Annotated in this window: 22 protein-coding genes; 11 read left to right on the forward strand and 11 right to left on the reverse strand. The window is 48.2% G+C overall.

Annotated features, from left to right (window positions below; translation table 11 throughout):
- Positions 1-43: 43 nt before the first annotated feature.
- The 4 genes from ACTHSQ_RS05300 to ACTHSQ_RS05315 all read right to left on the reverse strand — a co-directional run bounded on the left by ACTHSQ_RS05300 (position 44) and on the right by ACTHSQ_RS05315 (position 3,707).
- On the reverse strand, positions 44-712 hold the full coding sequence (locus tag ACTHSQ_RS05300; protein WP_107696988.1) for a DUF3108 domain-containing protein: 669 nt from the start codon (positions 710-712) through the stop codon (positions 44-46).
- Positions 713-742: 30 nt separating this feature from the next.
- Entirely contained in the window at positions 743-1,369 is a 627-nt protein-coding gene (gene purN, locus ACTHSQ_RS05305; protein ID WP_440371458.1) for a phosphoribosylglycinamide formyltransferase, read from the reverse strand.
- A 96-nt stretch (positions 1,370-1,465) separates the two neighbouring features.
- Entirely contained in the window at positions 1,466-2,281 is an 816-nt protein-coding gene (locus tag ACTHSQ_RS05310) for an FKBP-type peptidyl-prolyl cis-trans isomerase (RefSeq protein ID WP_003686120.1), read from the reverse strand.
- Positions 2,282-2,441: 160 nt separating this feature from the next.
- Positions 2,442-3,707 carry a Glu/Leu/Phe/Val family dehydrogenase gene (locus tag ACTHSQ_RS05315; RefSeq protein WP_188209172.1) on the reverse strand — a complete coding sequence of 422 codons (1,266 nt, stop codon included), beginning with the start codon at positions 3,705-3,707 and terminating at the stop codon, positions 2,442-2,444.
- Positions 3,708-4,128: 421 nt separating this feature from the next.
- On the opposite strand from ACTHSQ_RS05315, the gene ACTHSQ_RS05320 reads away from it, so the two are divergent.
- The 3 genes from ACTHSQ_RS05320 to ACTHSQ_RS05330 all read left to right on the forward strand — a co-directional run bounded on the left by ACTHSQ_RS05320 (position 4,129) and on the right by ACTHSQ_RS05330 (position 5,641).
- Complete coding sequence (locus tag ACTHSQ_RS05320) at positions 4,129-4,842, forward strand: phosphoglycolate phosphatase (RefSeq protein WP_063067945.1); 714 nt, start codon at positions 4,129-4,131, stop codon at positions 4,840-4,842.
- A gap of 100 nt (positions 4,843-4,942) precedes the next feature.
- The gene (gene recX, locus ACTHSQ_RS05325; RefSeq protein ID WP_440371429.1) at positions 4,943-5,404 is read left to right on the forward strand and encodes a recombination regulator RecX; all 462 of its coding nucleotides are present in this window, start codon (positions 4,943-4,945) and stop codon (positions 5,402-5,404) included.
- Between the two features lie 75 nt (positions 5,405-5,479).
- Positions 5,480-5,641, forward strand: coding sequence for a hypothetical protein (locus ACTHSQ_RS05330; RefSeq protein WP_440371428.1), 162 nt, complete (start codon positions 5,480-5,482; stop codon positions 5,639-5,641).
- Between the two features lie 119 nt (positions 5,642-5,760).
- Here ACTHSQ_RS05330 and ACTHSQ_RS05335 read toward each other — a convergent pair whose 3' ends face one another.
- From ACTHSQ_RS05335 to gmk, 3 genes are all read right to left on the reverse strand, one after another.
- Positions 5,761-7,917 (reverse strand): RelA/SpoT family protein, encoded by a 2,157-nt coding sequence (locus tag ACTHSQ_RS05335; RefSeq protein WP_300481995.1) that lies wholly within the window; start codon positions 7,915-7,917, stop codon positions 5,761-5,763.
- Positions 7,918-8,021: 104 nt separating this feature from the next.
- Positions 8,022-8,228 carry a DNA-directed RNA polymerase subunit omega gene (gene rpoZ / locus ACTHSQ_RS05340; protein WP_003682294.1) on the reverse strand — a complete coding sequence of 69 codons (207 nt, stop codon included), beginning with the start codon at positions 8,226-8,228 and terminating at the stop codon, positions 8,022-8,024.
- A 53-nt stretch (positions 8,229-8,281) separates the two neighbouring features.
- Positions 8,282-8,899, reverse strand: coding sequence for a guanylate kinase (gene gmk / locus ACTHSQ_RS05345; RefSeq protein WP_003686079.1), 618 nt, complete (start codon positions 8,897-8,899; stop codon positions 8,282-8,284).
- Between the two features lie 168 nt (positions 8,900-9,067).
- Here gmk and ACTHSQ_RS05350 point away from each other — a divergent pair, with 168 nt between their 5' ends.
- The gene (locus tag ACTHSQ_RS05350) at positions 9,068-9,628 is read left to right on the forward strand and encodes an adenine phosphoribosyltransferase (RefSeq protein ID WP_440371427.1); all 561 of its coding nucleotides are present in this window, start codon (positions 9,068-9,070) and stop codon (positions 9,626-9,628) included.
- A gap of 45 nt (positions 9,629-9,673) precedes the next feature.
- On the opposite strand, the gene ACTHSQ_RS05355 is transcribed toward ACTHSQ_RS05350, so the two are convergent.
- From ACTHSQ_RS05355 to ACTHSQ_RS05365, 3 genes are all read right to left on the reverse strand, one after another.
- Positions 9,674-10,411, reverse strand: coding sequence for a toxin-antitoxin system YwqK family antitoxin (locus tag ACTHSQ_RS05355; protein WP_003686026.1), 738 nt, complete (start codon positions 10,409-10,411; stop codon positions 9,674-9,676).
- A 225-nt stretch (positions 10,412-10,636) separates the two neighbouring features.
- A complete protein-coding gene (prmB, locus tag ACTHSQ_RS05360) occupies positions 10,637-11,536 on the reverse strand; it encodes a 50S ribosomal protein L3 N(5)-glutamine methyltransferase (protein WP_063076008.1) in 900 nt (299 codons plus the stop codon).
- A 95-nt stretch (positions 11,537-11,631) separates the two neighbouring features.
- Positions 11,632-13,887, reverse strand: coding sequence for a nitric-oxide reductase large subunit (locus ACTHSQ_RS05365; RefSeq protein WP_003686065.1), 2,256 nt, complete (start codon positions 13,885-13,887; stop codon positions 11,632-11,634).
- 400 nt (positions 13,888-14,287) lie between these two features.
- On the opposite strand from ACTHSQ_RS05365, the gene nirK reads away from it, so the two are divergent.
- The 4 genes from nirK to ACTHSQ_RS05385 all read left to right on the forward strand — a co-directional run bounded on the left by nirK (position 14,288) and on the right by ACTHSQ_RS05385 (position 19,123).
- Positions 14,288-15,445, forward strand: coding sequence for a copper-containing nitrite reductase (gene nirK / locus ACTHSQ_RS05370; RefSeq protein ID WP_440371426.1), 1,158 nt, complete (start codon positions 14,288-14,290; stop codon positions 15,443-15,445).
- Between the two features lie 174 nt (positions 15,446-15,619).
- Positions 15,620-16,375 carry a formylglycine-generating enzyme family protein gene (locus tag ACTHSQ_RS05375; protein WP_070631376.1) on the forward strand — a complete coding sequence of 252 codons (756 nt, stop codon included), beginning with the start codon at positions 15,620-15,622 and terminating at the stop codon, positions 16,373-16,375.
- A gap of 209 nt (positions 16,376-16,584) precedes the next feature.
- Positions 16,585-16,854, forward strand: coding sequence for a 30S ribosomal protein S15 (gene rpsO / locus ACTHSQ_RS05380; protein WP_036491726.1), 270 nt, complete (start codon positions 16,585-16,587; stop codon positions 16,852-16,854).
- 175 nt (positions 16,855-17,029) lie between these two features.
- Complete coding sequence (locus tag ACTHSQ_RS05385; RefSeq protein WP_440371457.1) at positions 17,030-19,123, forward strand: AsmA family protein; 2,094 nt, start codon at positions 17,030-17,032, stop codon at positions 19,121-19,123.
- Between the two features lie 267 nt (positions 19,124-19,390).
- Here the strand turns inward: ACTHSQ_RS05385 and ubiD are convergent, their stop codons facing one another.
- Positions 19,391-20,869 (reverse strand): 4-hydroxy-3-polyprenylbenzoate decarboxylase, encoded by a 1,479-nt coding sequence (gene ubiD / locus ACTHSQ_RS05390; RefSeq protein WP_440371425.1) that lies wholly within the window; start codon positions 20,867-20,869, stop codon positions 19,391-19,393.
- 249 nt (positions 20,870-21,118) lie between these two features.
- Between ubiD and ACTHSQ_RS05395 the strand changes: the two genes are divergently transcribed.
- The 3 genes from ACTHSQ_RS05395 to ACTHSQ_RS05405 all read left to right on the forward strand — a co-directional run bounded on the left by ACTHSQ_RS05395 (position 21,119) and on the right by ACTHSQ_RS05405 (position 23,612).
- The gene (locus ACTHSQ_RS05395) at positions 21,119-21,781 is read left to right on the forward strand and encodes a DedA family protein (RefSeq protein ID WP_440371424.1); all 663 of its coding nucleotides are present in this window, start codon (positions 21,119-21,121) and stop codon (positions 21,779-21,781) included.
- Positions 21,782-21,847: 66 nt separating this feature from the next.
- Positions 21,848-22,831 (forward strand): asparaginase, encoded by a 984-nt coding sequence (locus tag ACTHSQ_RS05400; RefSeq protein WP_371464646.1) that lies wholly within the window; start codon positions 21,848-21,850, stop codon positions 22,829-22,831.
- Between the two features lie 13 nt (positions 22,832-22,844).
- Positions 22,845-23,612 (forward strand): TatD family hydrolase, encoded by a 768-nt coding sequence (locus tag ACTHSQ_RS05405; protein ID WP_440371423.1) that lies wholly within the window; start codon positions 22,845-22,847, stop codon positions 23,610-23,612.
- Positions 23,613-23,709 lie beyond the last annotated feature (97 nt).

Genomic DNA, 23,709 nt, shown 5'->3' on the forward strand with positions numbered 1-23,709 from the left:
CTGAAAACTTTTCAGACGGCCTTCTTGTTTGAGCAAATAGAGATTACGGTTTCACTACTTTACCGTTGATTTTGACGGAAGTCAGTTTCAGGTTGTAGGTTTTGCCGTCATCGGTATAGCTGATTTGCGCAGGGATATTGTCGATATCGGAAGCAAAAGAGTAAGTAACGGTATCGTCGCCACGGCGGACGCGATATTTGCTCACAGGCGTTGTACCACCGTTCAGTTTATAGCTTTCGCTACCGATTTTGTTCATGCTGCCGACGGTGTACAGTTTTTTACCGTTGGTAATTTTCAAACCTGACGGCAGGCGCACGTCATTGGCGGCCAGTTGCCATGCCAAAGTGAACAAGTCCATGGCCGGGCCGGATTTTTCGGTTTTCAAATCACCTGCTTTGCCGTAAGTGATGTTGCCGCCGGAGAATTTGGCCTCGGCATACAATTTACCGCCGCGTACATCTTTGTAGTAAGACGGATTCAAGGTTGTGCCGTTGATGCTGCCGCCGGATTCAAAGCGGATATTGTAAAGCGGTACTTTGATGGTAGAGACGATTTTGTATTGGCTGCCGCTGCGGGTGAAGGTCATGGTCGCAGGAATACCGTAGCTGCCTGAGTATTGCAAAACGGCAGATTGCGGCAATTCAGCGGCTTGTGCGCCGATAGAGGCAGTGAGCAGGGAAAGTGTCAGCAGGGTTGTTTTAATCGGATTCATGATGTTTTCCTTGTGTGTATGGTATTTTAATTAAGCCAACAGGCTTTGACCGGCGGCATTGCGTTGTGCATTCAAAACGCGGTTGCCTTCGATTTTCAGACGACCTGCAACAAAGTCGGCAACGGCTTGCGGAAAAAGCTGGTGTTCAACCGTCAGCACGCGTGCGGCAACGTCATCAGCGGTATCACCGTCCAAAATAGGAACAATGCCTTGAGAAATAATCGGGCCGCAATCCAGCTCGGGCGTCACGAAATGGATGGTGCAGCCTGCCACTCGGCAACCTGCTTCCAATGCGCGTTCGTGGGTGTGCAAACCGGTAAAGGAAGGCAGGATGGACGGATGGATGTTTATCAGGCGGTTTTCATAATGGGCGCAGAATTCCGGGGTCAAAATGCGCATAAAGCCCGCCAACACAACCAAATCCGGCTGATAGGTATCGATTTTTTCCATCATGGCCTGATCAAATGCCAGACGCGAGTCGAAGTTTTTATGGTTCAAACTGTCGGTGGCAATACCGCGTTCTGCCGCCCATGCCAATCCGGCTGCGGTCTCGCTGTTGCTCAATACGGCTGCAATGTTAGCATCAGGAATATCGGCATTCACAATCGCCTGCATATTGCTGCCGCGTCCGGAAATAAGGATGACGATATTTTTCATCATAATTCCTTGCTTGTTTGGAACAAAGGCCGTCTGAAACGGAATTTTTCAGACGGCCTTTTATCCGTTGTTTAAGGGCGTAAGCCTTGATTCGGATTATTGAACTTTTTGTACGTCAACTTGTACAGGTTGTTGTGCAGCGGCATCAGGCGCGCCGACTTTAACCAGTTTCACGTCGAATACCAAAGTAGCGTTCGGGCCGATTTTATCGCCAGCACCAACTTCACGATATGCCAATTTGGCAGGGATGTAGAATGTTGCTTCGCCGCCTTCTTTCAAGAGCTGGATACCTTCAGTCCAACCTGGAATCACTTGGCTTACAGGGAAGCTTACAGGTTCGCCGCTGTTTTTGCTGCTGTCAAATACAGTACCATCAATCAGACGGCCTTCGTATTCAACGGTAACGATGTCGTCTTTAGTCGGTTTTTTGCCTTCGCCTTCTTTGATGATTTTGTATTGCAGACCGGAAGCGCTGGTTTTCACGCCTTCTTTAGTCGCGTTTTCTTTCAAGAACGCTTCGCCTTTTTCCAAGTTTACTTTGGCATCTTCAGCACGTTTGGCAGTGGCTTTTTCTTGTTGCTCTTGCAGGAATTTCATCATCACTTCCTGAGCTTGGGCTTCAGTCATTTTGACTTCTTTACCTTCAAACATGGCTTCCATGGCTTCGGTGAAAACTTTCAAATCGATTTCCGTACCTTGGTCTTTCATTTGTTTCAATGAACGGCCGATGTCCACACCCATTGCGTAGCTGGCTTGTTGGGCAGTAGAGCCGATGGCAGAAGCATCTGCAGTCGCATTTGAAGCTGCGGAAGCAGCAGGGGCGTCTTTAGCGGCAGTGTCTTTTTGGTTGCAAGCAGTCAGTGCCAACAAAGCAGACAAAGCCAATGCGCTGAATTTGAAAGTTTTGTTCATGATTATGTCTTTTCCGGAAAGGTCAAAAAAGGGGATTATAGCTGAGTTTGAATGAAATGGAATCAAGGTGGATAAAAATTTGTAAAGGCGCTTATCAAAAACATTAAGGCCGTCTGAAAACAGGTTTCAGACGGCCTACTCTTAGCTATCGGTCAAACGATTAATACCAGCCGCGCAGTTTCATTGCTTTTTCAACACGACGGATACTCATCATGTAGGAAGCGGTACGCAGGTCGACATCGTATTCTTGAGCCAAGTTCCAAATATCGCGGAACGCACGGCGCAGGACAACGGTTTCTTTCTCTTGAACTTCGTCAAACTCCCAGTAGTAGCCTTGCAGGTTTTGTACCCATTCAAAATAGGATACCACCACGCCGCCGCAGTTTGCCAAAATATCAGGAACAACCAGTACGCCGTTTTGACGCAGGATAACGTCGGCTTCTGGAGTGGTCGGGCCGTTTGCGCCTTCAACCACGATTTTCGCGCGGACTTTACCGGCGTTTTCAGAAGTCAGTTGGTTTTCCAGCGCGCAAGGGGCGAGTACGTCCACGTCCAGAGCCAAAAGTTCGGCGTTGCTGATTTCTTTGCCGTAGCCGGCTTCGTTGGTGATGAAACCTTTTTCTTGGAATTCTTTGATGATTGCTTCCATATCCAAGCCGTTTTCGTTGTAGATGGCAACGTCAACAGTAGATACGGCAACGATTTTCGCACCGGCTTTGTGTGCATAGTAACCGGTGTGGTAGCCCACGTTACCGAAACCTTGAATGGCGTAAGTGGCACCCTTCACGTCTTTGCCCAGTTTTTCCAAAGCTTGGACGGCGGCGAAGTTTACGCCGTAACCGGTGGCTTCGGTACGCGCCAAGGAGCCGCCAAACTCAACCGGTTTGCCGGTGAACACGCCCGGTGCAGAATGTTTCACTACGTTTTCATAGGCATCAACCATCCAAGACATGATTTTGCCGTTGGTGTTCACATCAGGGGCAGGAATATCGATTTTCTCGCCGATCAGCGGAGAAATAGCTTCGGAATAAGCACGGGCGATGCGTTCCAATTCCGCTTCGGAATAGTTACGCGGATCCAAAGTAATACCGCCTTTACCGCCGCCGTAAGGAATACCGGCCACGCAGCATTTGATGGTCATCCAGATAGACAGGGCTTTAACCTCGTCCATATTCACATTAGGATGGAAACGCACGCCGCCTTTGTAAGGGCCGACGGCATTATTGTGTTGTGAACGGTAGCCGGTGAAGTTTTCTACTGTACCGTTATCGAGTTTGACAGGGAAGTTGACTTCCAAAACACGTTGCGGCTTTTTCAAGATTTCAAATACTGCTGGGTCGGCATTCAGACGGTCGCAGGCAGTTTTCACTTGTTTTTGCGCAATTTCAAACGGATTCAGCGTTTCTTTTACAGCAGATGCGGACATGTATTTTTCCTTTTCATACATATGATTAGACGAGAGCCATACACGTTACTATATACAAAAACGGACAAAAATGTAATAGCGTGTAGTCGATAAAAAGCGAATCTATTCATTTATATATGAATTTAGTTTGAGGTCGTCTGAAAATATCGGCACACCAACCAAAAAATTTTCAGACGGCCTAGTATAAATGCTTATCAAACCATTCAAAAAAACACACAAACCCTTTGTTTTTTAATACCTACCAAACCACCCTTTTTGTTGACAAAATCCCTTTCACATTCCCAATAGGCTGACAGCCTTACACCAGCAAAAATTGTTAACAATTTAAACAAACATCTTTTTAAAGAATCGGCAAAACATCGGCAAATCAGGCAAACAATGTTAAAATAACCGCTTAAATAATATGACAGAAAGCTACTCAATGACCACTGCTGCTTTAGAACACGTCCAAGCCGTTGCCTTTGATTTGGACGGTACCTTATGTGATTCCGTTCCCGATTTGGCCGCAGCAGCCCAAGCCATGTGTGCGCACTTGGGTTTACCTGTTTTACCCACCCAAACGGTTGAAAGTTATGTCGGCGACGGCATCAGCAAGTTGGTTCATCGCGTCATTACCAATGATCGTGAAAAAGAAGCCGATCCTGAAATCTGGGAAAAAGGCTTTGTGTTCTTTATGAAATATTATCGCGAGCATTTGAGCGACTTTACCCGCCCCTACCCTGAAACCGAAGCCGGCCTCGGCCTGCTCAAGTCCTTGGGTATTCCATTGGTTGTCATTACCAACAAAAATGAAATTCTGGCTGCCGAGTTGCTGAAACAGCTTAATCTCGATGGCTACTTCAGCCTGGTTCTTGGCGGCGACAGCCTGACTGAGAAAAAACCCAGCCCATTGCCGCTTCAACATGCGGCCGAAGTTTTGGGCATCGACGTTGCCAATATGCTGATGGTGGGCGACTCTAAAAATGACATTATTGCCGCCAAAGCGGCCGGTTGCTTCAGCGTCGGCGTAACATTCGGCTACGGCGACATGACCTTGCTCTCCCAAGACAAAGCGACCAAACCTGATTTGTTGATTCGCGCCCTGCCTGAAATCTACGAAAATCTGCAACCGCAAAAAAACAAAGACGAAGAATAATTCGGCTTTATTTTCAGACGGCCTTTTCGGTTCTTTCACCTAATCAGGCCGTCTAAAAATGTAATTCAATGTAGTTAAATCCCTACCCTTCCATATCCCCATGAAACCTCCCAAAACCTTACGCGTCCGCGCCTTGGATATTCTTTCCCGTCAGGAAGTCAGCCGTGTTAGCTTGAAACGCAAACTGGCTCCACACGCTGAAAGCGAAGAAGAATTGGAAAAGGTTTTGGACGAATTCACCGAACGGAATTGGCAATCCGACCAGCGTTATGCAGAAGCCTATATTCACAGCAAGAGCAACCGTTACGGCACGCTCCGCCTCAAGCAAGCCTTGGCGCAACAAGGTATCGATGCAGACGACTGTCGGGAGTTCCTACCCGACAGGGAGGACGAGCTGCAAACCGCCATTTCCGTCTTACGTAAAAAATTCAAGCAAGAAGCTCAAGATTTGAAAGAAAAACAAAAACAAGCGCGTTTCCTTGCCTATCGCGGCTTTGGCGCCGACACCATTCAGACGGCCTTAAAAACCGCGTGGAATGAAGACGAAGACTTCTATCAATAATCATTCCCACTTGAATCTTTGCTTCTATCGGCGTACCCTTACGCTTTTATTCAATAATTCAATCAGAGCTTCATCATGTCCAACAAACCGCACAATACACCTAATCCCCTACTCGAAGACGAACGCAAAAATCCTGTTTACCGCTTGGGTCAGGCAGTAGCCGGATTCATGTTGCTGGTTTGGGCCGGCGTTTTGGCCTTGGTTTTCTTCTTGGTTTTCCGTTTTTGGTTGAGTTAAACCCAATCCAATTACAAAAAAGCCATAAACCCTCTTAAAAAGAAGCCAACAGCTTTTATTTGTAAACATCAAAAAGGCCGTCTGAAAACACTTTCAGACGGCCTTTGCTTATAACGAGATCATCCTCGAATCACTTTGCGGATATTCGGATTGGCATGCATTGCATGAATAATCTGATTAACCTGATCCAAGTCTTTGACTTTAATTGTGAATTTAAATTCTACAAAACCTTCCGTTCCTGCTTGCGCTTTGGTTGGCGTATCGACAGATTCGATATCCGCACCGGAATTGGAAATCGCTTGCGCCATTGAAGCCAACAAACCATGCGCATCTTCGGATTTGACGTTGAGGATAGTGCGGTACGTTTGATTGCGCAAACTGTCCCAACCCGCATCGAGTTGCTCTTCCGGATCAGCTTTGACCAAAGTTTGACAGGTATCACGGTGGATAATCATACCCTTGTCTTTGACCAATAAGGCGCGGATCGCATCGCCGGGAATCGGATGGCAACATTCGGCAAAATGAATCCGGCCGGTTTCCTGATCGTTGACTTTGATCGGACTGAGTTTGACCGCACTGCCAAAATGTTGGCCTGCCAACTCGGCAATGTGCATGGCAACGTGTACCGGCAAAGTATGCCCCATCCCGACATTGTAGAGGACCTCTTCAAACGAGGTTTGTTTGGTATTCAAATCGGCAAGGTATTTTTCTTTGAGGTCGTCTGAAAGCAGGATATCTTTAGGCAACAGGCTGGATAAAGCTTTTTGCAGCAAGTTTTCACCCAAAACAACGGCATCGTGACGATTCAGATTTTTAATGTATTGACGGATGGCGCTGCGCGCACGGCTGGAAACGGCAAAGTTCAGCCATGCTACATTAGGCTTGGCGTGCTCGGAAGTAATGATTTCTACCGTATCGCCGGTTTTCAGCTTGGTGCGCAACGGCATCATGACGTTATTGATACGCGCGGCAACGGTTTTATGACCGATATTGGTGTGAACGGCATAGGCAAAGTCAATCGGCGTTGCACCTTTAGGCAAGGTAAGGATATCGCCTTTCGGGGTAACGATATAGACTTCGTTGGGGAACAAATCGACTTTGACATGCTCCAGAAACTCGATGGCATTTGAGCTGCTGGCTTGCAAGTCAAGAATATTTTTCATCCATCGGTTCATATGGAGGACGGCTTGGTCCGGAGTGTTTTCACCGGATTTGTAAATCCAATGGCCGGCAATACCGCCCTCAGCCACAGCGTCCATTTCACGCGTACGGATTTGCACTTCGATCGGCAAACCGTAAGGGCCGACCAAGGTCGTGTGCAGGCTTTGATAACCGTTGCTTTTCGGAATGGCGATATAGTCTTTGAAACGGCCGGGCTTGGGGTGGTATAAATTATGCAATGCGCCCAACGCGGCGTAACAGGCAGGAATGTTGTTTACGATGACCCGAAAGCCATAGATATCCATCACTTCTGCAAAACGCAGCTTTTTAGCCAGCATTTTTTGATGGATGCTGTATAAGTTTTTCTCGCGGCCTTTGATTTTGGCTTCAATATTGACACCGACCAAACGCTGACCGAATGCACGCAACACTTTGCCGACAACATCGCGGCGATTTTTGCGGCTGTTGTCCATGGCTTTTTTCAGGGTTTCGTAGCGTCTTGGGTGGAGATTTTGGAACGATAAGTCTTGAAGCTCTTGATACGCATTGTTCAGGCCAATGCGGTTGGCGATTTGAGCATAGATTTCGAGGGTTTCTTTGGCGATGCGGCGGCGTTTTTCCGGACGCATAGAGCCAAGGGTGCGCATATTGTGCAATCGGTCGGCAAGTTTGACGACGATGACGCGCACATCTTTAGTCATGGCGAGGATAAGTTTGCGGAAACTTTCCGCCTGATGCTCGGCATGATCTTCAAATTTGAGCTTTTCCAGCTTAGAGAGGCCGTCTACCATTTCGGCAATGGTATCGCCGAATTCTGCCGCCATTTCGACTTTGGTTACACCCGTATCTTCCAATACATCGTGCATAACGCCCGCGCAGAGGCCTTGAACATCCATGTGCCAAATCGCAAGCTGCGTGGCAACGGCAAGGGGATGGGTGATGTAGGGTTCGCCGCTTTTACGGGTTTGTCCGTCATGGGCGTGGAAAGCGTAGGCAACGGCTCTTTCAAGCTCGGCCTGCTCGTTGGTATTGAGATAGGATGCGGTGCGAAACAAAAGCTCGCGCGCTTCCGCTGTCAACGGATCATAGGGGGCGGTAGGCAGTGGGGCTGGCATTTTCAGACGGCCTTTTATGGCTATTTTTAAGCCGTCAGACTGTATCGGTTGTGATATCGCACCGATACAGTCCGCGCGGCGGTTTTATCGGTTTGCCGGTTGGTTTATTTGTTGCGGGTCAGCAGCTCGGTTCCGATTTGTCCGGCTGCGATTTCGCGCAGGGCGGTAACGGTTGGTTTGTTGTTGCGGATGTCGTCAACCAAAGGCGTGTTGCCGTTTTCTAATTGGCGTGCGCGACGGGCGGCAACAAGTGTAAGGTCGAAGTGGTTAGGGATTTTACCTGTGCAATCTTCAGTAGTAATACGGGCCATGTTTGCTTGCTTTCTTTCTATGTTTCAAATAAAACGGTTATTTTCGCTGTTTTTTACGAATTTTCCAACAGGTTTGAGATAAATCCCTGTTGAGAGGATTTTTTCAGACGGCCTGCTTTAATAATGTGGAACAAATCGGCTTCGGCACGATCCAAATCGTCATTCACGACGACGTAATCGAACAAAACGGATTGCTCAATCTCATGACGGGCTTTTGAAAGGCGTGTTTGAATAACTTCTTCGCTGTCTGTACCACGGCCGATCAAACGTTGCGCCAATACTTCAAAGGAAGGCGGCAGAATAAAAATGCTGCTGGCTTCAGGCAACGATTTACGCACTTGCGCCGCACCTTGCACATCAATTTCCAAAATTACGTCATAGCCCTCTTCGCTCAACGAATTCACGCCGGCAATGCTGGTGCCGTAATAATTGCCGAACACATTGGCGTGTTCCAAAAAGGCTCTTTGCTCAATCAGCGATTCAAATTCTTCTTTGGGAACAAAGTGATAATGCACACCATGTGCCTCACCTTCACGCGGCTGGCGTGTAGTATGAGAAATGGAAACACGGATATCGTCATGATTTTTCAACAGGCGCGACACCAAGGTCGTTTTACCTGTGCCGGAAGCGGCAGAAATGATGTAAATATTGCCTTTTTTATGATTTTGCATGGTGGTTCAGCCGATGGTATGTATCTGTAAATTATAACACAACACAATATTTCTCGGAATTTCAGACGGCATGTTGCAAAATTTGGCTATTGTATCGATTAATTTGGCAAGTCCGCATATGACCGCTACAATATCGTGTTAAAAACTTTTTGATTTCGGAATGTCGAGATGTTGATTCATCCTGAAGTAATAGGCGTAGAGGCTTTGGCGGACAAAATCCGTAAAATTGAAAACTGGCCGCAAAAAGGGATTTTGTTTCATGACATTACTCCCGTTTTGCAAAGCGCAGAATATTTCCGCCTGCTGGTTGATTTACTGGTTTACCGCTATATGGGGCAGAAAATTGATGTCGTGGCAGGCTTGGATGCGCGTGGCTTCATCATTGGTGCAGCTTTGGCCTATCAGCTGAATGTCGGCTTTGTCCCCATCCGCAAAAAAGGCAAACTGCCGTTTGATACGGTTTCTCAAAGTTATGCTTTGGAATATGGCGAAGCAACGGTAGAAATCCATACCGACGCCATCAAGCCGGGCGCACGCGTTTTGTTGGTAGATGATTTAGTGGCAACCGGCGGCACAATGCTGGCAGGTGTCGAGCTGATCCGAAAACTGGGCGGCGAAGTAATCGAAGCGGCTGCCATTTTGGAATTTACCGACTTGGACGGTGGCAAAAAAATCCGTGAAAGCGGCGCTCCGTTATTTACCCTATGTCAAAACAAAGGCTGTATGTAATAAAAAACCGCAAGCTGCTCAGCCTGCGGTTTTTTATGATCAAAATTATTCAAGGACGTATCCGTCCGTATCCCAAAAAGTTTTTTTCACCAACTGGTCGTCTTTATAAACCAACTCGGATTTCTTCGCACCATCATCATACCAATCCAAAATGATGCCGCTGCGTTTACCGTTGCGAATACTCAATTCAGACACGATGCGGCCATTTTCATCCCAACTGATAATCTCCGTCGGTTTGTCATTGCTCATCATCATTTCGGTTTTCGGGCTGCCGTCTGAATACCACTGTTTCCAATGGCCATTGGCTTTATCGTGCTTAAATTGGATTTCGCTTTCTTTCACACCATTTCGGTAATAGCGGGAACCCACGCCCTCACTCAGGCCATTTTGATAAGGCATTACCGCAGATTTTTTGCCGTTTGGATACCAGTTGACCCATTCGCCATGCGGTTTGCCGTTGCGATAGCTGCCAACCATCTTTTTCTGACCGTTGAAATGCCACAGGGTCAGCGTACCATTATCCAACGCCGGCACAAAAACCTTAATCTGACCGGCGGGTACTTCATAAGGATCAGAATATTTCTTCATCGATGGATAGTAAAAATCCTGCACCTGCGCCTTTCCTGCCTCAATCTTGTATTGGCGGACATAAGCAACCGAAGGCATGGTCGCCGTCAGTTTACCGTTTTGATTGAAATAAACGGTATGTTGCTGGGCAAAGGCGGCAACGGGCATACTGAACAAGGCAGCAGCCAACAGGCCTGATTTTAAATAATTATTCATAATATGGAGTTTGGCAGTATATGTTCTACAAAAAGTCAGCAATAAAAATTCACTGACATTAGAAACTATGACGAATATTATAAGCCATAGTTTCAAAGCCTGCTTGGATTTCATATTCGGCATACCATAGGCATTTGTATTTTCTTAAAATATTAAAATTTTTATAAAACAAAGGCCGTCTGAAACTTTTTCAGACGGCCTTTGTTTTATTTATATCAAAATAAACTATTCTTCACCCAGTAATTGCTCGCGGGTCAACAAGAATACAAACCCATCTCCACCGCTGGTTTCCAACCAAGTAAACGGTAATTCAGGATAAGCCGCTTCCAATACCTCACGGTTGTGACCGATTTCAACCAGCAATACACCTTTCGGATTCAAATATTTCGCCGCTTGCAGAATGATTTGACGTGTAGCGTCCAAACCATCTTCGCCACTGCCCAAAGCCAATTCCGGCTCGTGCAGGTATTCATCAGGCAATGCTTCCACAGATTCCGCGTCGACATAAGGAGGATTGGAAACAATTAAGTCGTATGTTTCATCCAAACCTTCAAACAAATCGGTATGCACCAAGCTGATGCGGTCTTCCAAGCCATAATCTTCGATATTGATGGCGGCCACTTCCAGCGCATCCAAGCTTAAATCAACGGCATCGATTTGTGCGTCGGGATAGTGATGCGCCATTTGAATGGCCAAACAGCCGCTACCGGTACACAAATCTAAAGCTCGATGCACCAACTCATCATGTTCAATCCAAGGACGGATACCATCACCAAGCAATTCGTAAATAAAAGAACGAGGCACAATAACGCGCTCATCGACATAAAAATCAAACTCGCCCTGCCATGCCTGATGCGTCAGATATGCGGCAGGAATATGCTCAACTGCGCGACGTTCGATAATCGACAACACTTCCTCCTTCTCACTTTGCAACAATTTGGCATCCAAATAAGGCTCCAACGTATCCAAAGGCAGGTTCAAAGTGTGCAAAATCAGATAGGCCGCCTCGTCATGGGCATTATCACTTCCGTGTCCGAAAAACAGTCCGGCATCATTAAAACGGCTGACGGCGAAACGCAATAAATCGCGAACAGTGGTCAGCTCTTGAGCAGCTTGGTTGAACATAATGTTTTGTCTTGTCAATTTAAGAATGTTGAAATTATAACAGAAAGGCCGTCTGAAAACTTTTCAGACGGCCTTCGATTTAATTCAGCTTAAGATTATTTATCGCGGCTGAATACAATTTTGGTAGCTTGGATAGCAACGCAGACAGCACCACCGATGAAGATCAAGTCAGCAGCGGTACGAACCCAACGCAGGGTATCCAGGATTTCCATTTGCAGGAACTCTTCGCTACGTGCATACCACAGACCATGAGTGATAGAAGCGTAAGCTTGAATCACGCCGACCGGCAACAGGCTGATGGCAATCATACCCACCAGACCGCCGTTCAGCAGCCAGAAACCCCAAGTCATCAGTTTGTCGTCAAATTGAACATTAGGTTTCAGGTAGCGTGCAACCAGCAATACGAAGCCCAGAGCCAAGAAACCATACACACCGAACAGAGCCGCGTGAGCGTGAACTGCAGTAGTGTTCAGACCTTGGATGTAGAACAGGGAAATCGGCGGGTTAATCAAGAAGCCGAATACGCCGGCACCGATCATGTTCCAGAAGGCAACTGCTACGAAGCACATCAGAGGCCAACGCAGACGTTTCGCCCAGTCGGACAGGTGTTGGTAAGACCAGTGTTCGTAAGCTTCTCGACCCAGCAGAACCAAAGGTACAACTTCCAAAGCGGAGAAACATGCACCGATTGCCATAGAAGCAGAGGTAGAGCCGGAGAAGTACAAGTGGTGCAATGTACCTGGAATACCACCCAACATGAAGATTGCAGCAGCTGCCAGAGTAGAAGCAGTAGCAGTACTACGGCGGACAAAGCCCATGTTGTAGAAGATGAATGCGAAGGCGGCAGTAGCGAACACTTCGAAGAAGCCTTCTACCCACAGGTGAACCACCCACCAACGCCAGTATTCCATCACAGCGATTGGAGATTTCTCACCGTAGAACAGGCCAGGAGCGTAGAACACACCCACACCGACCATAGAAGCTACGAAGATAGCCAACAGGTTTTTATCTGTACCTTTTTCTTTAAAGGCAGAGATAGTACAACGCAGCATCAGGAACAGCCACAACAGCAGGCCGACCATCAGCAGAAGTTGCCAGAAGCGACCCAAATCCAAGTATTCGTAACCTTGGTGGCCAAACCAGAAGTTCAGTTCAGGTGGAATGATGTGAGTCAAAGCAAAGAAGTTACCTGCGTAAGAACCGCCAACTACGATGAACAGGGCGATGTATAGGAAGTTCACACCGGCACGTTGGAATTTAGGATCTTTACCGCCGTTCACAATCGGAGCTAAGAACAGACCTGCTGTCAGGAAGCCGGTTGCAATCCAGAAAATAGCGGATTGGATGTGCCAAGTACGGGTCAACGCATATGGGAACCAGTCGGCCATTTCAAAGCCCAGTGCAGTATCGATACCGTAGAAGCCTTGACCTTCGACAGTATAGTGAGCGGTCAAACCACCCAACAGTACTTGTACGACAAACAGCGCAACAGTCAGGAATACATATTTGCCCAACGCTTTTTGAGAAGGAGTCAGTTGTACTTTAGAGATAGGATCTTCAGTAGGTACTTCAACCTCTTCATGCTTGGTCAAGAAAGAGTAACCCCACATCAACAAGCCGATACCCATCAGCAACAATACCACGCTGGTGAAAGACCACATGTAGTTTTCAGTAGTCGGTACATTGTTGATCAAAGGCTCGTGAGGCCAGTTGTTGGTGTAAGTGAAAGTCTCGTCAGGACGGTTGGTCGAAGCAGACCAAGAAGTCCAGAAGAAGAAGTTGAACAGTTTTTCACGCGCTTCTGGGCTTGGCAATGTGTTGTTTTTCATTGCAAAGTGTTCGCGAGTGGTTTGGAACTTAGGATCGTCACTGTACACACCGTGGTAGTAAGGCAGGATGCTTTCGATCGCTTTCACACGAGTTTCACTGACAACGACAGAACCATCTTCCTTAACACGGCTTTGGTTGCGGTATTCGTCAGCCAAACGGGTTTTCAGAACAGCTTGTTCTTCAGGAGAAACTTCGTCAAATTTTTTGCCGTAAGTTTCTTGCGCAGTCAGATCCAACCATGCAACCAGCTCGCGGTGCAGCCAGTCGGCAGTCCAGTCCGGAGCTTGGTATGCACCGTGCCCCAATACAGAGCCGACTTCCATACCGCCGATAGTTTGCCATGCAGATTGACCTGCCAAAATATCGTCTTTGGTCATCAGGACTTTGCCGGATGCAGAAACGACTTGTTCAGGGTATGGCGGAGCCTTTTTATAGACTTCGCTACCCATATAACCAAGAATGGTAAAGCATACTGCCAGCACGGCAAACAGCAAGTACCAAAGCTTCTTGTACTGTCCCATTTTAAGTACTCCTTAATTTTGGTAAAAAGTGGTTGGGTGGTATTAATTCATCAAATATGAATGTTAAAGATTGTATCACGGTTTAATAAGTAAAGAAATATTTTGTCAATAATATTCCTTTAAAACCATTAACTTATATGATATTGATTCCCATTTTCCTATACAAACCCTCCTTTATCGTATTTGTGTTAAGTTTTCGCTAACATTTTCACACAAAAATAAACTTTTCGATGTATTTTTTTATACTTCTAAAGGAGTATTTAGGGATTAAAAGATTCATATTCCCTGAACAATTTGATTTACATCAAAATATGACCAAACAAGCGCCTACATAATCATACAAAATTTCAAACCATCCTATCAGGATTCTTACTTTTCTTACTATAAGGAAACTTTAAACATGAAACGCCAAACCTTAGCCGCACTTATCGCTTCTGTATTTGCACTGGCCGCATGCGGCGAGCAAGCTGCTAAACCTGCTGAAACTCCAGCTGCTACCGCTTCTGCTGAAGCTCCTGCTGCTTCCGACTCACAAGCTGCTGCCGAGACTCCTTCTTCAGAACTGCCTGTAATCGATGCTATCGTAACTCACGCTCCGGAAGTTCCACCTCCAACTGATCGCGATCATCCGGCTAAAGTACGCGTTAAAATGGAAACCGTTGAAAAAACCATGACCATGGAAGACGGTGTTGAGTACCACTACTGGACATTCAACGGCGACGTTCCAGGTCAAATGATCCGTGTACGTGAAGGCGATACTGTTGAAGTTGAATTCTCTAACAATCCTTCTTCTACCGTTCCTCATAACGTTGACTTCCACGCTGCAACCGGCCCAGGCGGTGGTGCAGAAGCTACCTTTACTGCCCCAGGCCACACTTCTACCTTCAGCTTCAAAGCACTGCAAGCTGGTTTGTACATCTACCACTGTGCCGTTGCTCCTGTAGGTATGCACATCGCCAACGGTATGTACGGTTTGATCTTGGTTGAACCTAAAGAAGGTCTGCCTAAAGTGGACAAAGAGTTCTACATCGTACAAGGCGACTTCTATACTAAAGGTAAAAAAGGTGCTCAAGGCCTGCAGCCTTTCGATATGGATAAAGCGATTGCTGAACAACCTGAATACGTTGTATTCAACGGTCACGTAGGCTCTATCGCCGGCGACAACGCTCTGAAAGCTAAAACTGGTGAAACTGTTCGTATGTACGTTGGTAACGGTGGTCCTAACTTGGTATCTTCTTTCCACGTTATCGGCGAAATCTTCGACAAAGTATATGTTGAAGGTGGTAAACTGATCAACGAAAACGTACAAAGTACCCTGATTCCTGCCGGTGGCGCCGCCATGATCGAATTCAAAGTCGACGTTCCAGGCAGCTACACTGTGGTTGACCACTCTCTCTTCCGTGCGTTCAACAAAGGTGCTTTGGGTCAATTGAAAGTTGAGGGTGATGAAAACCCTGAAATCATGACCAAAAAACTGAGCGACACCGTTTACCAACCTGCCGGTGCTGCCGCTTCTGCTCCAGCAGCTGCGTCTGGTGCTTCTGAAGCCGCTAAATAATCTCTCGGTTTAATACGCCAAGCCACTGCTGCCCTACTCTTTAGAGCAGCAGTGGCTTCCATCACGATTAATCTTCCTGTTCAAATCAGACAGATTGATTTTTCAGACGGCCTTGTTATGATTAGGCTATCTGAAAAATAAATTTTCTGTTTCAATCGATAATAAGGGCGTACCATGAAACTCATACGACTCCTCCTCTTAGGCAGTGCCTTAATCTGCGGCAATACATTTGCTGCCGAAATGGTAAAAATCGAAGGAGGCAGCTACCGTCCTCTCTATCTCAAAAAAGAAACTTCCCTTATTAAAGTCAAACCCTTCCAGCTTGACAAATATCCGGTGACTAATGCTGAGTTTGCCGAATTTGTGAACACGCATCCGCAATGGCAAAAAGGCAAAATCAGTTCCAGACATGCTGAAAAAGCTTACCTGAAACATTGGGTAAAGAACGGCAGCAACAGTTTTGCTCCTAAAGCCAGCGAACTCAAACATCCGGTAACCAATGTTTCATGGTTCGCCGCGAATGCTTACTGTGTTTCCAAAGGTAAACGCCTGCCGACTATTGACGAGTGGGAATTTGCAGGCTTGGCCTCTGCCACTCAAAAAGACGGCTCTGCCGAACCCGGCTACAACCGCACCATCTTGGATTGGTATGCAGACGGTGGCCGCAACGGCCTGCATGACATCGGTAAAAACAAACCCAACTACTGGGGCGTATACGATATGCACGGCCTGATTTGGGAATGGACTGAAGACTTCAACAGCAGCCAACTCTCAGCTGGCTCGTCCAACACCCAAATGTTCTGTAGCGGCGCATCCGTAGGCTCAAGCGACCCATCCAACTATGCGGCTTTCTTGCGCTACGGCATCCGTACCAGCCTGCAATCCAAATATGTTTTAAATAACTTAGGCTTCCGCTGCGCAAGCAAATAAAGTTTAGTTTTATCACCAAAGCAGCTTTGGCGGTACTGGAAGGTATCGCCGCTTTTTTTGGCCGTCTGAAAAGATGTGGCACACAAAGACAAATTGTGGCATAATCCGCCCGTCTTTATAAAAAGACACTTAGGAGTTTGCTTAGGTCGCTTGGCTTGGCAAACTTGTCCGAACCTGAAAAGGTTCTTTTATTTTCGGAGTTATCCATCATGGCATTGACCGTAGAACAAAAAGCACAAATTGTTAAAGATTTCCAACGCAAAGAAGGCGATACCGGTTCTTCTGAAGTACAAGTCGCTCTGTTGACTTTCCGCATCAACGACCTGACTCCTCACTTCAAAGCCAACCCTAAAGACCACCACAGCCGTCGCGGCCTGTTGAAAATGGTTAGCCAACGTCGTCGCCTGCTGTCTTACCTGCGCCGTACTCAGCCTGATACTTACCGTTCACTGATTACCCGCCTGGGTCTGCGTAAATAATTTATGCTTAAAATCAACACCGCCTTTGGGCGGTGTTTTTATTCATATGCCCATGCCGTCTGAAACCAGGCTCACTCTGTGTTATACTTCCACACGCTTAAGCAGCAAGGCTTAAACTCCCAATCATTCCTTAAAGCTCCCATCAAAGCGAGAATCTGAATTGTCTGTTCATTCCATGTTGCACTCAGGAAAATTTTGGCTGAAAACCCTGGTTTTCAGCATTACCGCGCTTTTATGCCTCGCGGCAGTATTGAGTGCCCTAATGTTCCGCATATTCAACACAGAAAACATCGACGCATTCATACAAAAAAACTTTTCCGCCCATGGCTGCCAAATCAAATACAACGCCACTATCGGCAGAAAATGGCTGCCGCGCCCCACGCTGATTTTAAAAGACCTCAGCCTTTCCTCTTCCGAACCTGACACGCCGACGCTGAACATCGCCGAGTCAAAAATGGGCTTTGGCTGGAGCAGCCTATGGTCGGATGCCCCCATTCTTGAGAAATGGATTCTTTTAAACCCGGCACTGACACTGGACTCAAAACACCATCTGCCCACCTGCCTGCAACAAGACCCATCGTCAAAAGAAAGTTTTCAGCTCAACCGCATCATCATCAATAACGGCAGCATCCGTTATCACACTAAAGAGCAAAATATTGCCTTAAACAATCTGCAATTTTCCCTGCAGCAAGCTGATTCAGACGGCCATCCCTTCGACATCAGCGGCACACTGCAAAACATCGGCAACCCCATCAGTTGGCAGGGTGCAGGCTATCTGGTACCCAACAATGCCGGTTGGAGTGTTCCCGCCCTTAAGCTGAACCTGCAAACCGTATTACTCAAAAACAAGCTGGATGCCCAAATCGCAGGCAGCCTTAATTGGCAAAACCAAACCGCCCTACTCCGCGACTTCAATCTGCAAGCCGAAAGCGGCTTTCAAAACTTGCATATCAACGCACGTTCTCCTCTATTGCAATTCAAAAACGGCTATTTACACCTTAATACACTCAACGGCGCATTGACCGCCGGCAGCGAAAACAACCAATGGGACGGCTCATTCAAACTGGACAAAGCCAACCTCTACGCAACCGTTTTGACCGCCGCCAATTTTGAACTCAAAGGCAGCCATAAAGACAACCGCCTCCAAACCAACTTTACCTTTTCCAGCCCATTGGTTTGGCAAAAAGGCAAAGGCATCGATGCGCCCAAACTGCACCTCAGCACCCTGCAAGACACCATCAACCGCCTTCCCCGCCCCCGATTCATCAGCACCCTTGAAGGACAGGCCAATTTCAGCCTCAATACATGGGAAGGCCGTCTGAAAGGCGCATTTGACAGACAAGCCCTCGCCTTGGCCTTTAAATACCAACGCGATGCCCAACCTCGTCCGCACCTTGACGCCGGTATCGCCTTACAAAAACTCAATCTGACCCCTTACTTGGAAGATCTGAAAACCCAGCCATCACTAAACTTTCCTTCCCTGCTGGCCAAATCCTGGTTGCCCGACATTGAGGCCAACCTCCAAATCGGCAGCATTCAAACCGCCGGCCTGCAATTAGAAAACATTGAATCCCTGCTTACCGCCGATAAAGAACATATCGCCCTGCACCGTTTCAAAGCCGGGCTTTATGGCGGCAAAACCGAGGGCGGCCTGAGTATTGCGGCGACCCAACCTGCTTCCTACCACCTTCAGCAAAACGCAAAAGGCATACAAATTCAGCCGCTGCTGCAAGACCTGTTCGGTTTCCACAGCTTCAGCGGCAGCGGCGACGCCGTTATCGACATTAAAACCACCGGTAACGACCGCGCCCAAATGATACAAGCCCTAAACGGCAGCCTGTTCCTCGATATTACCAACGGCGCATGGCACGGCATTGATATGGATAGCATTCTGAAAAACGGCATTTCTTCGGAAAAAATCGACAACAGCAACCTCAAAACCCCTTTCCATCATTTCACCCTCAATAGCGAAATCGAGAAAGGCATCAGCCATCACATCAACACCGAACTGTTTTCCGACAGCCTGCACGTTGTCAGCAGCGGCTATACCGATTTGAATACCCAAAAGCTATCGGAAAACCTGCTTATCAGCAACGTGCTGCAACCCAAAAACAAACCGATTCCCCTAAAAATCGGCGGAACCGTACAAAACCCTTCCATTACCCTCGACTACAGCCGTTTGATCAATGGCATGAACACGCCTGCAGAAAAACAAAAAGCCCTACAAGAAACCATACAAGAACAATGGAAGTGGCTCAAACCGCGCTAAGTATTCAAATCAAAGGCCGTCTGAAACCCCAAAAGTTTCAGACGGCCTTTTAACAGATACATTGTCAGAATAAGATGTTTACTGAGGAATGACCATATACACAATCAGTGCAACAATGATGGCAAACCATATCGCCAACATTATTAAGCCTTTTTTGGAGAGTTTTCTTTTTCTCCAATCGAGCCTCAATATTTCTACCGTACCCTCAAACATAGACCCAATCATTTCCATCAATATTTGAAGTAGAAACTCCAATAAATCCGACATCTACAAACCCAAACTCTCCCAAATCTCATCGATTTTGGCTGTAACGGCAGGGTCTTTTTTGATCACACGCCCCCATTCGCGGTCGGTTTCTCCCGGCCACTTGTTGGTCGCATCCAAACCCATTTTGCCACCGAGTCCGCTGACGGGGCTGGCGAAGTCGAGGTAGTCGATGGGTGTGTTTTCCATCAAAACAGTATCGCGTACAGGGTCCATGCGCGTGGTGACCGCCCAGATGACTTCTTTCCAATCGCGTACGTTCACATCATCATCGACCACGATGATGAATTTGGTATACATAAACTGGCGCAGGAACGACCAGCAGCCCATCATCACGCGCTTGGCGTGTCCGGCGTATTGTTTTTTCATGCTGACCACCGCCATGCGGTAGGAGCAGCCTTCTGGCGGCAGGTAGAAATCGGTGATTTCGGGGAACTGCTTTTGCAAGAGCGGTACGAACACTTCGTTCAACGCCACGCCCAAAACGGCGGGTTCATCAGGCGGTTTGCCCGTGTAGGTGGAGTGGTAAATCGGATTTTCGCGCATGGTGATGCGTTCGACAGTGAACACAGGGAAATGGTCCTGCTCGTTGTAATAGCCCGTATGGTCGCCGTATGGGCCTTCCAACGCGGTTTCGTTCGGATGAATAACGCCTTCCAGCACGATTTCTGCACGGGCGGGCACTTGCAAATCGCTGCCGATACATTTCACCAGCTCCGTCCGCGAACCGCGCAGCAGTCCGGCAAACTGGTATTCGCTCAAGGTATCGGGAACAGGCGTTACCGCACCCAAAATGGTGGCGGGGTCGCAGCCGAGCACGACGGCGACGGGGTACGGCGTATCGGGATTGAGTTTGCAGAACTCCTGATAATCCAGTGCGCCGCCGCGATGCGACAGCCAGCGCATAATCAGCTTGTTTTTGCCGATTAATTGTTGGCGGTAAATGCCGAGATTTTGGCGTTTTTTGTGCGGGCCGCGCGTTACGGTCAAGCCCCACGTTACCAGCGGCGCGACGTCTTCCGGCCAGCAATGTTGAATCGGAAGTTTATATAAATCAACGTTTTCGCCCTCCCATACAATTTCCTGACACGGCGCGTTTTTCACCACGTTCGGCGCCATGCTCCAAATGTCTTTCAACAGCGGTAGTTTGGAAAACGCGTCTTTGATGCCTTTGGGCGGTTCGGGTTCTTTCAAATACGCCAGCGTCTGCCCGATTTCGCGCAGCTTGGACACGCTGTCCGCGCCCATGCCCATCGCCACGCGTTCGGGCGTGCCGAACAGGTTTGCCAACACGGGATAATCATAGCGCGTACCGTCGGGCTTAATCGGGTTTTCAAACAACAACGCCGGCCCTTCGGCACGCAGCACGCGGTCGGCGATTTCGGTCATTTCCAAATGCGGCGACACCGGATGCTGAATGCGCTTGAGTTTGCCATCAGCTTCCAATCCGGCGATAAATTCTCGCAAATCTCTGTATTTCATGATTTCATTTTCCTGAACAGGCCGTCTGAAAACAGACTGCCATTTCGGGTTTGAAAGATAAACCAGCGGCTATTGTACCTGCCAAATCTGTTCAAATCTCAACTTTCCACGTCCGAATTTCGAGATTTTTTGCAAACTACCGTCAAATTTAAACAATATCTGCTTGTGATTGCTTTCAGACGGCCTTATCTTTGGTAAAATTCCAACTTAATCCAGTTATCAATCAATATCTATCGTGGGACAGCGGCCATGTTTGCTTTTTTGGAATCTTTTTTCGTTGAATACGGCTATGCGGCCGTGTTTTTCGTTTTGGTTATTTGCGGCTTTGGCGTGCCGATTCCTGAAGATTTGACACTGGTTACAGGCGGCGTGATTTCCGGATTGGGTTATACCAACTCGCATATTATGTTTCTTGTCGGTATGCTCGGCGTATTGGCGGGCGATGGCTTTATGTTTGCGGCCGGCCGGATTTGGGGGCAAAAAATCCTTAAATTCAAACCGATTGCGCGCGTGATGACGCCCAAACGCTACGCCCAAGTACAGGAAAAATTCGACAAATACGGCAACTGGGTTTTATTCGTCGCCCGTTTCCTGCCCGGCCTGCGTACCGCCGTTTTCGTAACCGCCGGCATCAGCCGCAAGGTTTCCTACCTGCGCTTTATCCTGATGGACGGCTTGGCCGCGCTGATTTCCGTTCCGGTTTGGATTTATCTGGGCGAATACGGCGCACGCAATACCGACTGGCTGATGAAAAAAATGCACAGCCTGCAATCCGGTATCTTTGCGGTACTGGGCATCGGTGCCGTCATTGTCGGCTGGATTTGGTGGAGAAAACACCGCCGCCATACCTTCTTCCGTGAAAAATTACACGAAAAACGCGCTGCAAAAGCCAAAAAACAAACCAATCAATAAACCATTCCAGGCCGTCTGAAACACTTCCCCGCTTTCAGACGGCCTCAATCATTCATCAGAAACACCATGAAACAAAAAATCTTCGTCCTCTACACCGGCGGCACCATCGGCATGACCCAAAGCAGCGCCGGCCTGCGTCCCGACACCGCCCTCGTCGATAAAGCCCTTGCCCCCTTTTCAGACGGCCTTGATTTCGAATGGCACGTTTGCCAGCCGCTCATCGATTCTTCCGCAGTAACGCTGCAAAACCAACGCGACTGGTTGGAGCTTATTATCGCCAAACTGCCTGACTATGACGGCATTTTGGTGCTGCACGGCACGGATACCATGGCGTACACAGCCAACCTCTTCGCCCTTTCGCTGCAAGGTTTGGACAAACCTATTATCCTGACCGGCTCGCAATGGCCTTACGATGCCGCCAACAGCGATGCGCCGCGCAACCTTGCCATCTCCGTTTCCGCCTTCTCGCTCAAACTCAAACAAGTGGCGATTGCCTTTGACGGCAAGCTCTTCCCAGCCGTCGGCAGCAGCAAGGTCAGCACCGAAACCGCCGCAGGTTTTGACAACCTGCATTTTGGCGCGCTTGCCGAATGGGAGAAAAACAAAGGTTGGCACAATATCCGTACCGCCCCGACCCAACATTCAGACGGCCTCAAACCGCGTCTTCCATCCCCCGAAGCAAAAGTTTCCGTCCGCACGCTGATTCCCGGTTATGCCGCGCAAGAACTTTCAGACGGCCTGCCCCATCTTTCCACCCAAGCCCTGATTCTGCAAAGCTACGGCCACGGCAATGCGCCGAGCGACGATGCGTTTGTCCGAGCCGTCCAAGCCTTTACGCAACAAGGCAAGTTACTGCTCAACATCAGCCAAGTGCCGCAAGGTTGCGCCGCCGCAGTCTATGCCCAAGGCGATGCTTTGCGTCAGGCAGGTATCATCAACGGCGGCAAATGCAACCTCGAAACCGCCACTGCGCTGATGACCCTTGCCGTATCGCATGACTGGAATGCGGATAAGGTGCAACAAGAATTGCGACAATTAAATCTGCTGTAAACCGCCATTTAATATGACTTTCACCGACACCCACTGTCATCTTGCTGATCCCAAACTTGCCGACACGCTGCCTACCGTGCTTGCCGAAGCGCAAGCCGTTGGCGTAGCGCGTTTTATCGTACCGGCTACATCACCAAATGATTGGCAGGCAGTTGCACAGTTGGAAAGGCCGTCTGAAAACATCCATATCGCTTTGGGCATTCATCCTTGGTTTTCAGACGGCCTCAACGAAGCGGCATTCCAAGAGTTAGAGTCCGAATTAATCCGGCATCCGCAAGCATGGGTTGGCGAAATCGGCTTGGATTTTTATGGCAAAGAGCAAACCCAAGCACAACGCGACACGCAGACCGACGTCTTTATCCGCCAACTCATCCTCGCCCAAAACCTCAACCGCCGCGTCATCATCCATAATCTGAAAGCTACCGCCGCCATTGCCGCCGCCGTTAAAACCGCCGGTTTCACACAAGGCGGTATCGTTCACGCCTTCTCCGGCAGCGTAGAAGAAGCGCGGATTTTGGTGAAACTCGGCTTCAAAATCGGCATAGGCTCGCTGCTACTCAATCCCAATGCAAAAAAAGTCCGTGCCGCCTTACAAGCTTTAAACGACACAGATTTCGTTCTCGAAACCGACAGCCCTTTCATGCTCGGCCATGAAACCAATACACCAGCCAACATCCGACGTATCGCCGAAATTGCCGCCGAATTGCGCGGCATACCGCTGACACAACTGGCTGAAATCACCGAGCAAAACGTGGATTCCCTGCTCCATACTTCCCCTTAATATGCCCTCCTCAAAGCATCAAAAAGCCTTGCCCTGCCATTTCGTTTCCAAACCGACACACTCTGCCTCCCCTACCCTATATTCATGAATAAAAAGC

The organism is Neisseria sp. P0009.S008 (genome assembly GCF_051958615.1).
Classification (GTDB): Bacteria; Pseudomonadota; Gammaproteobacteria; order Burkholderiales; family Neisseriaceae; genus Neisseria; species Neisseria subflava.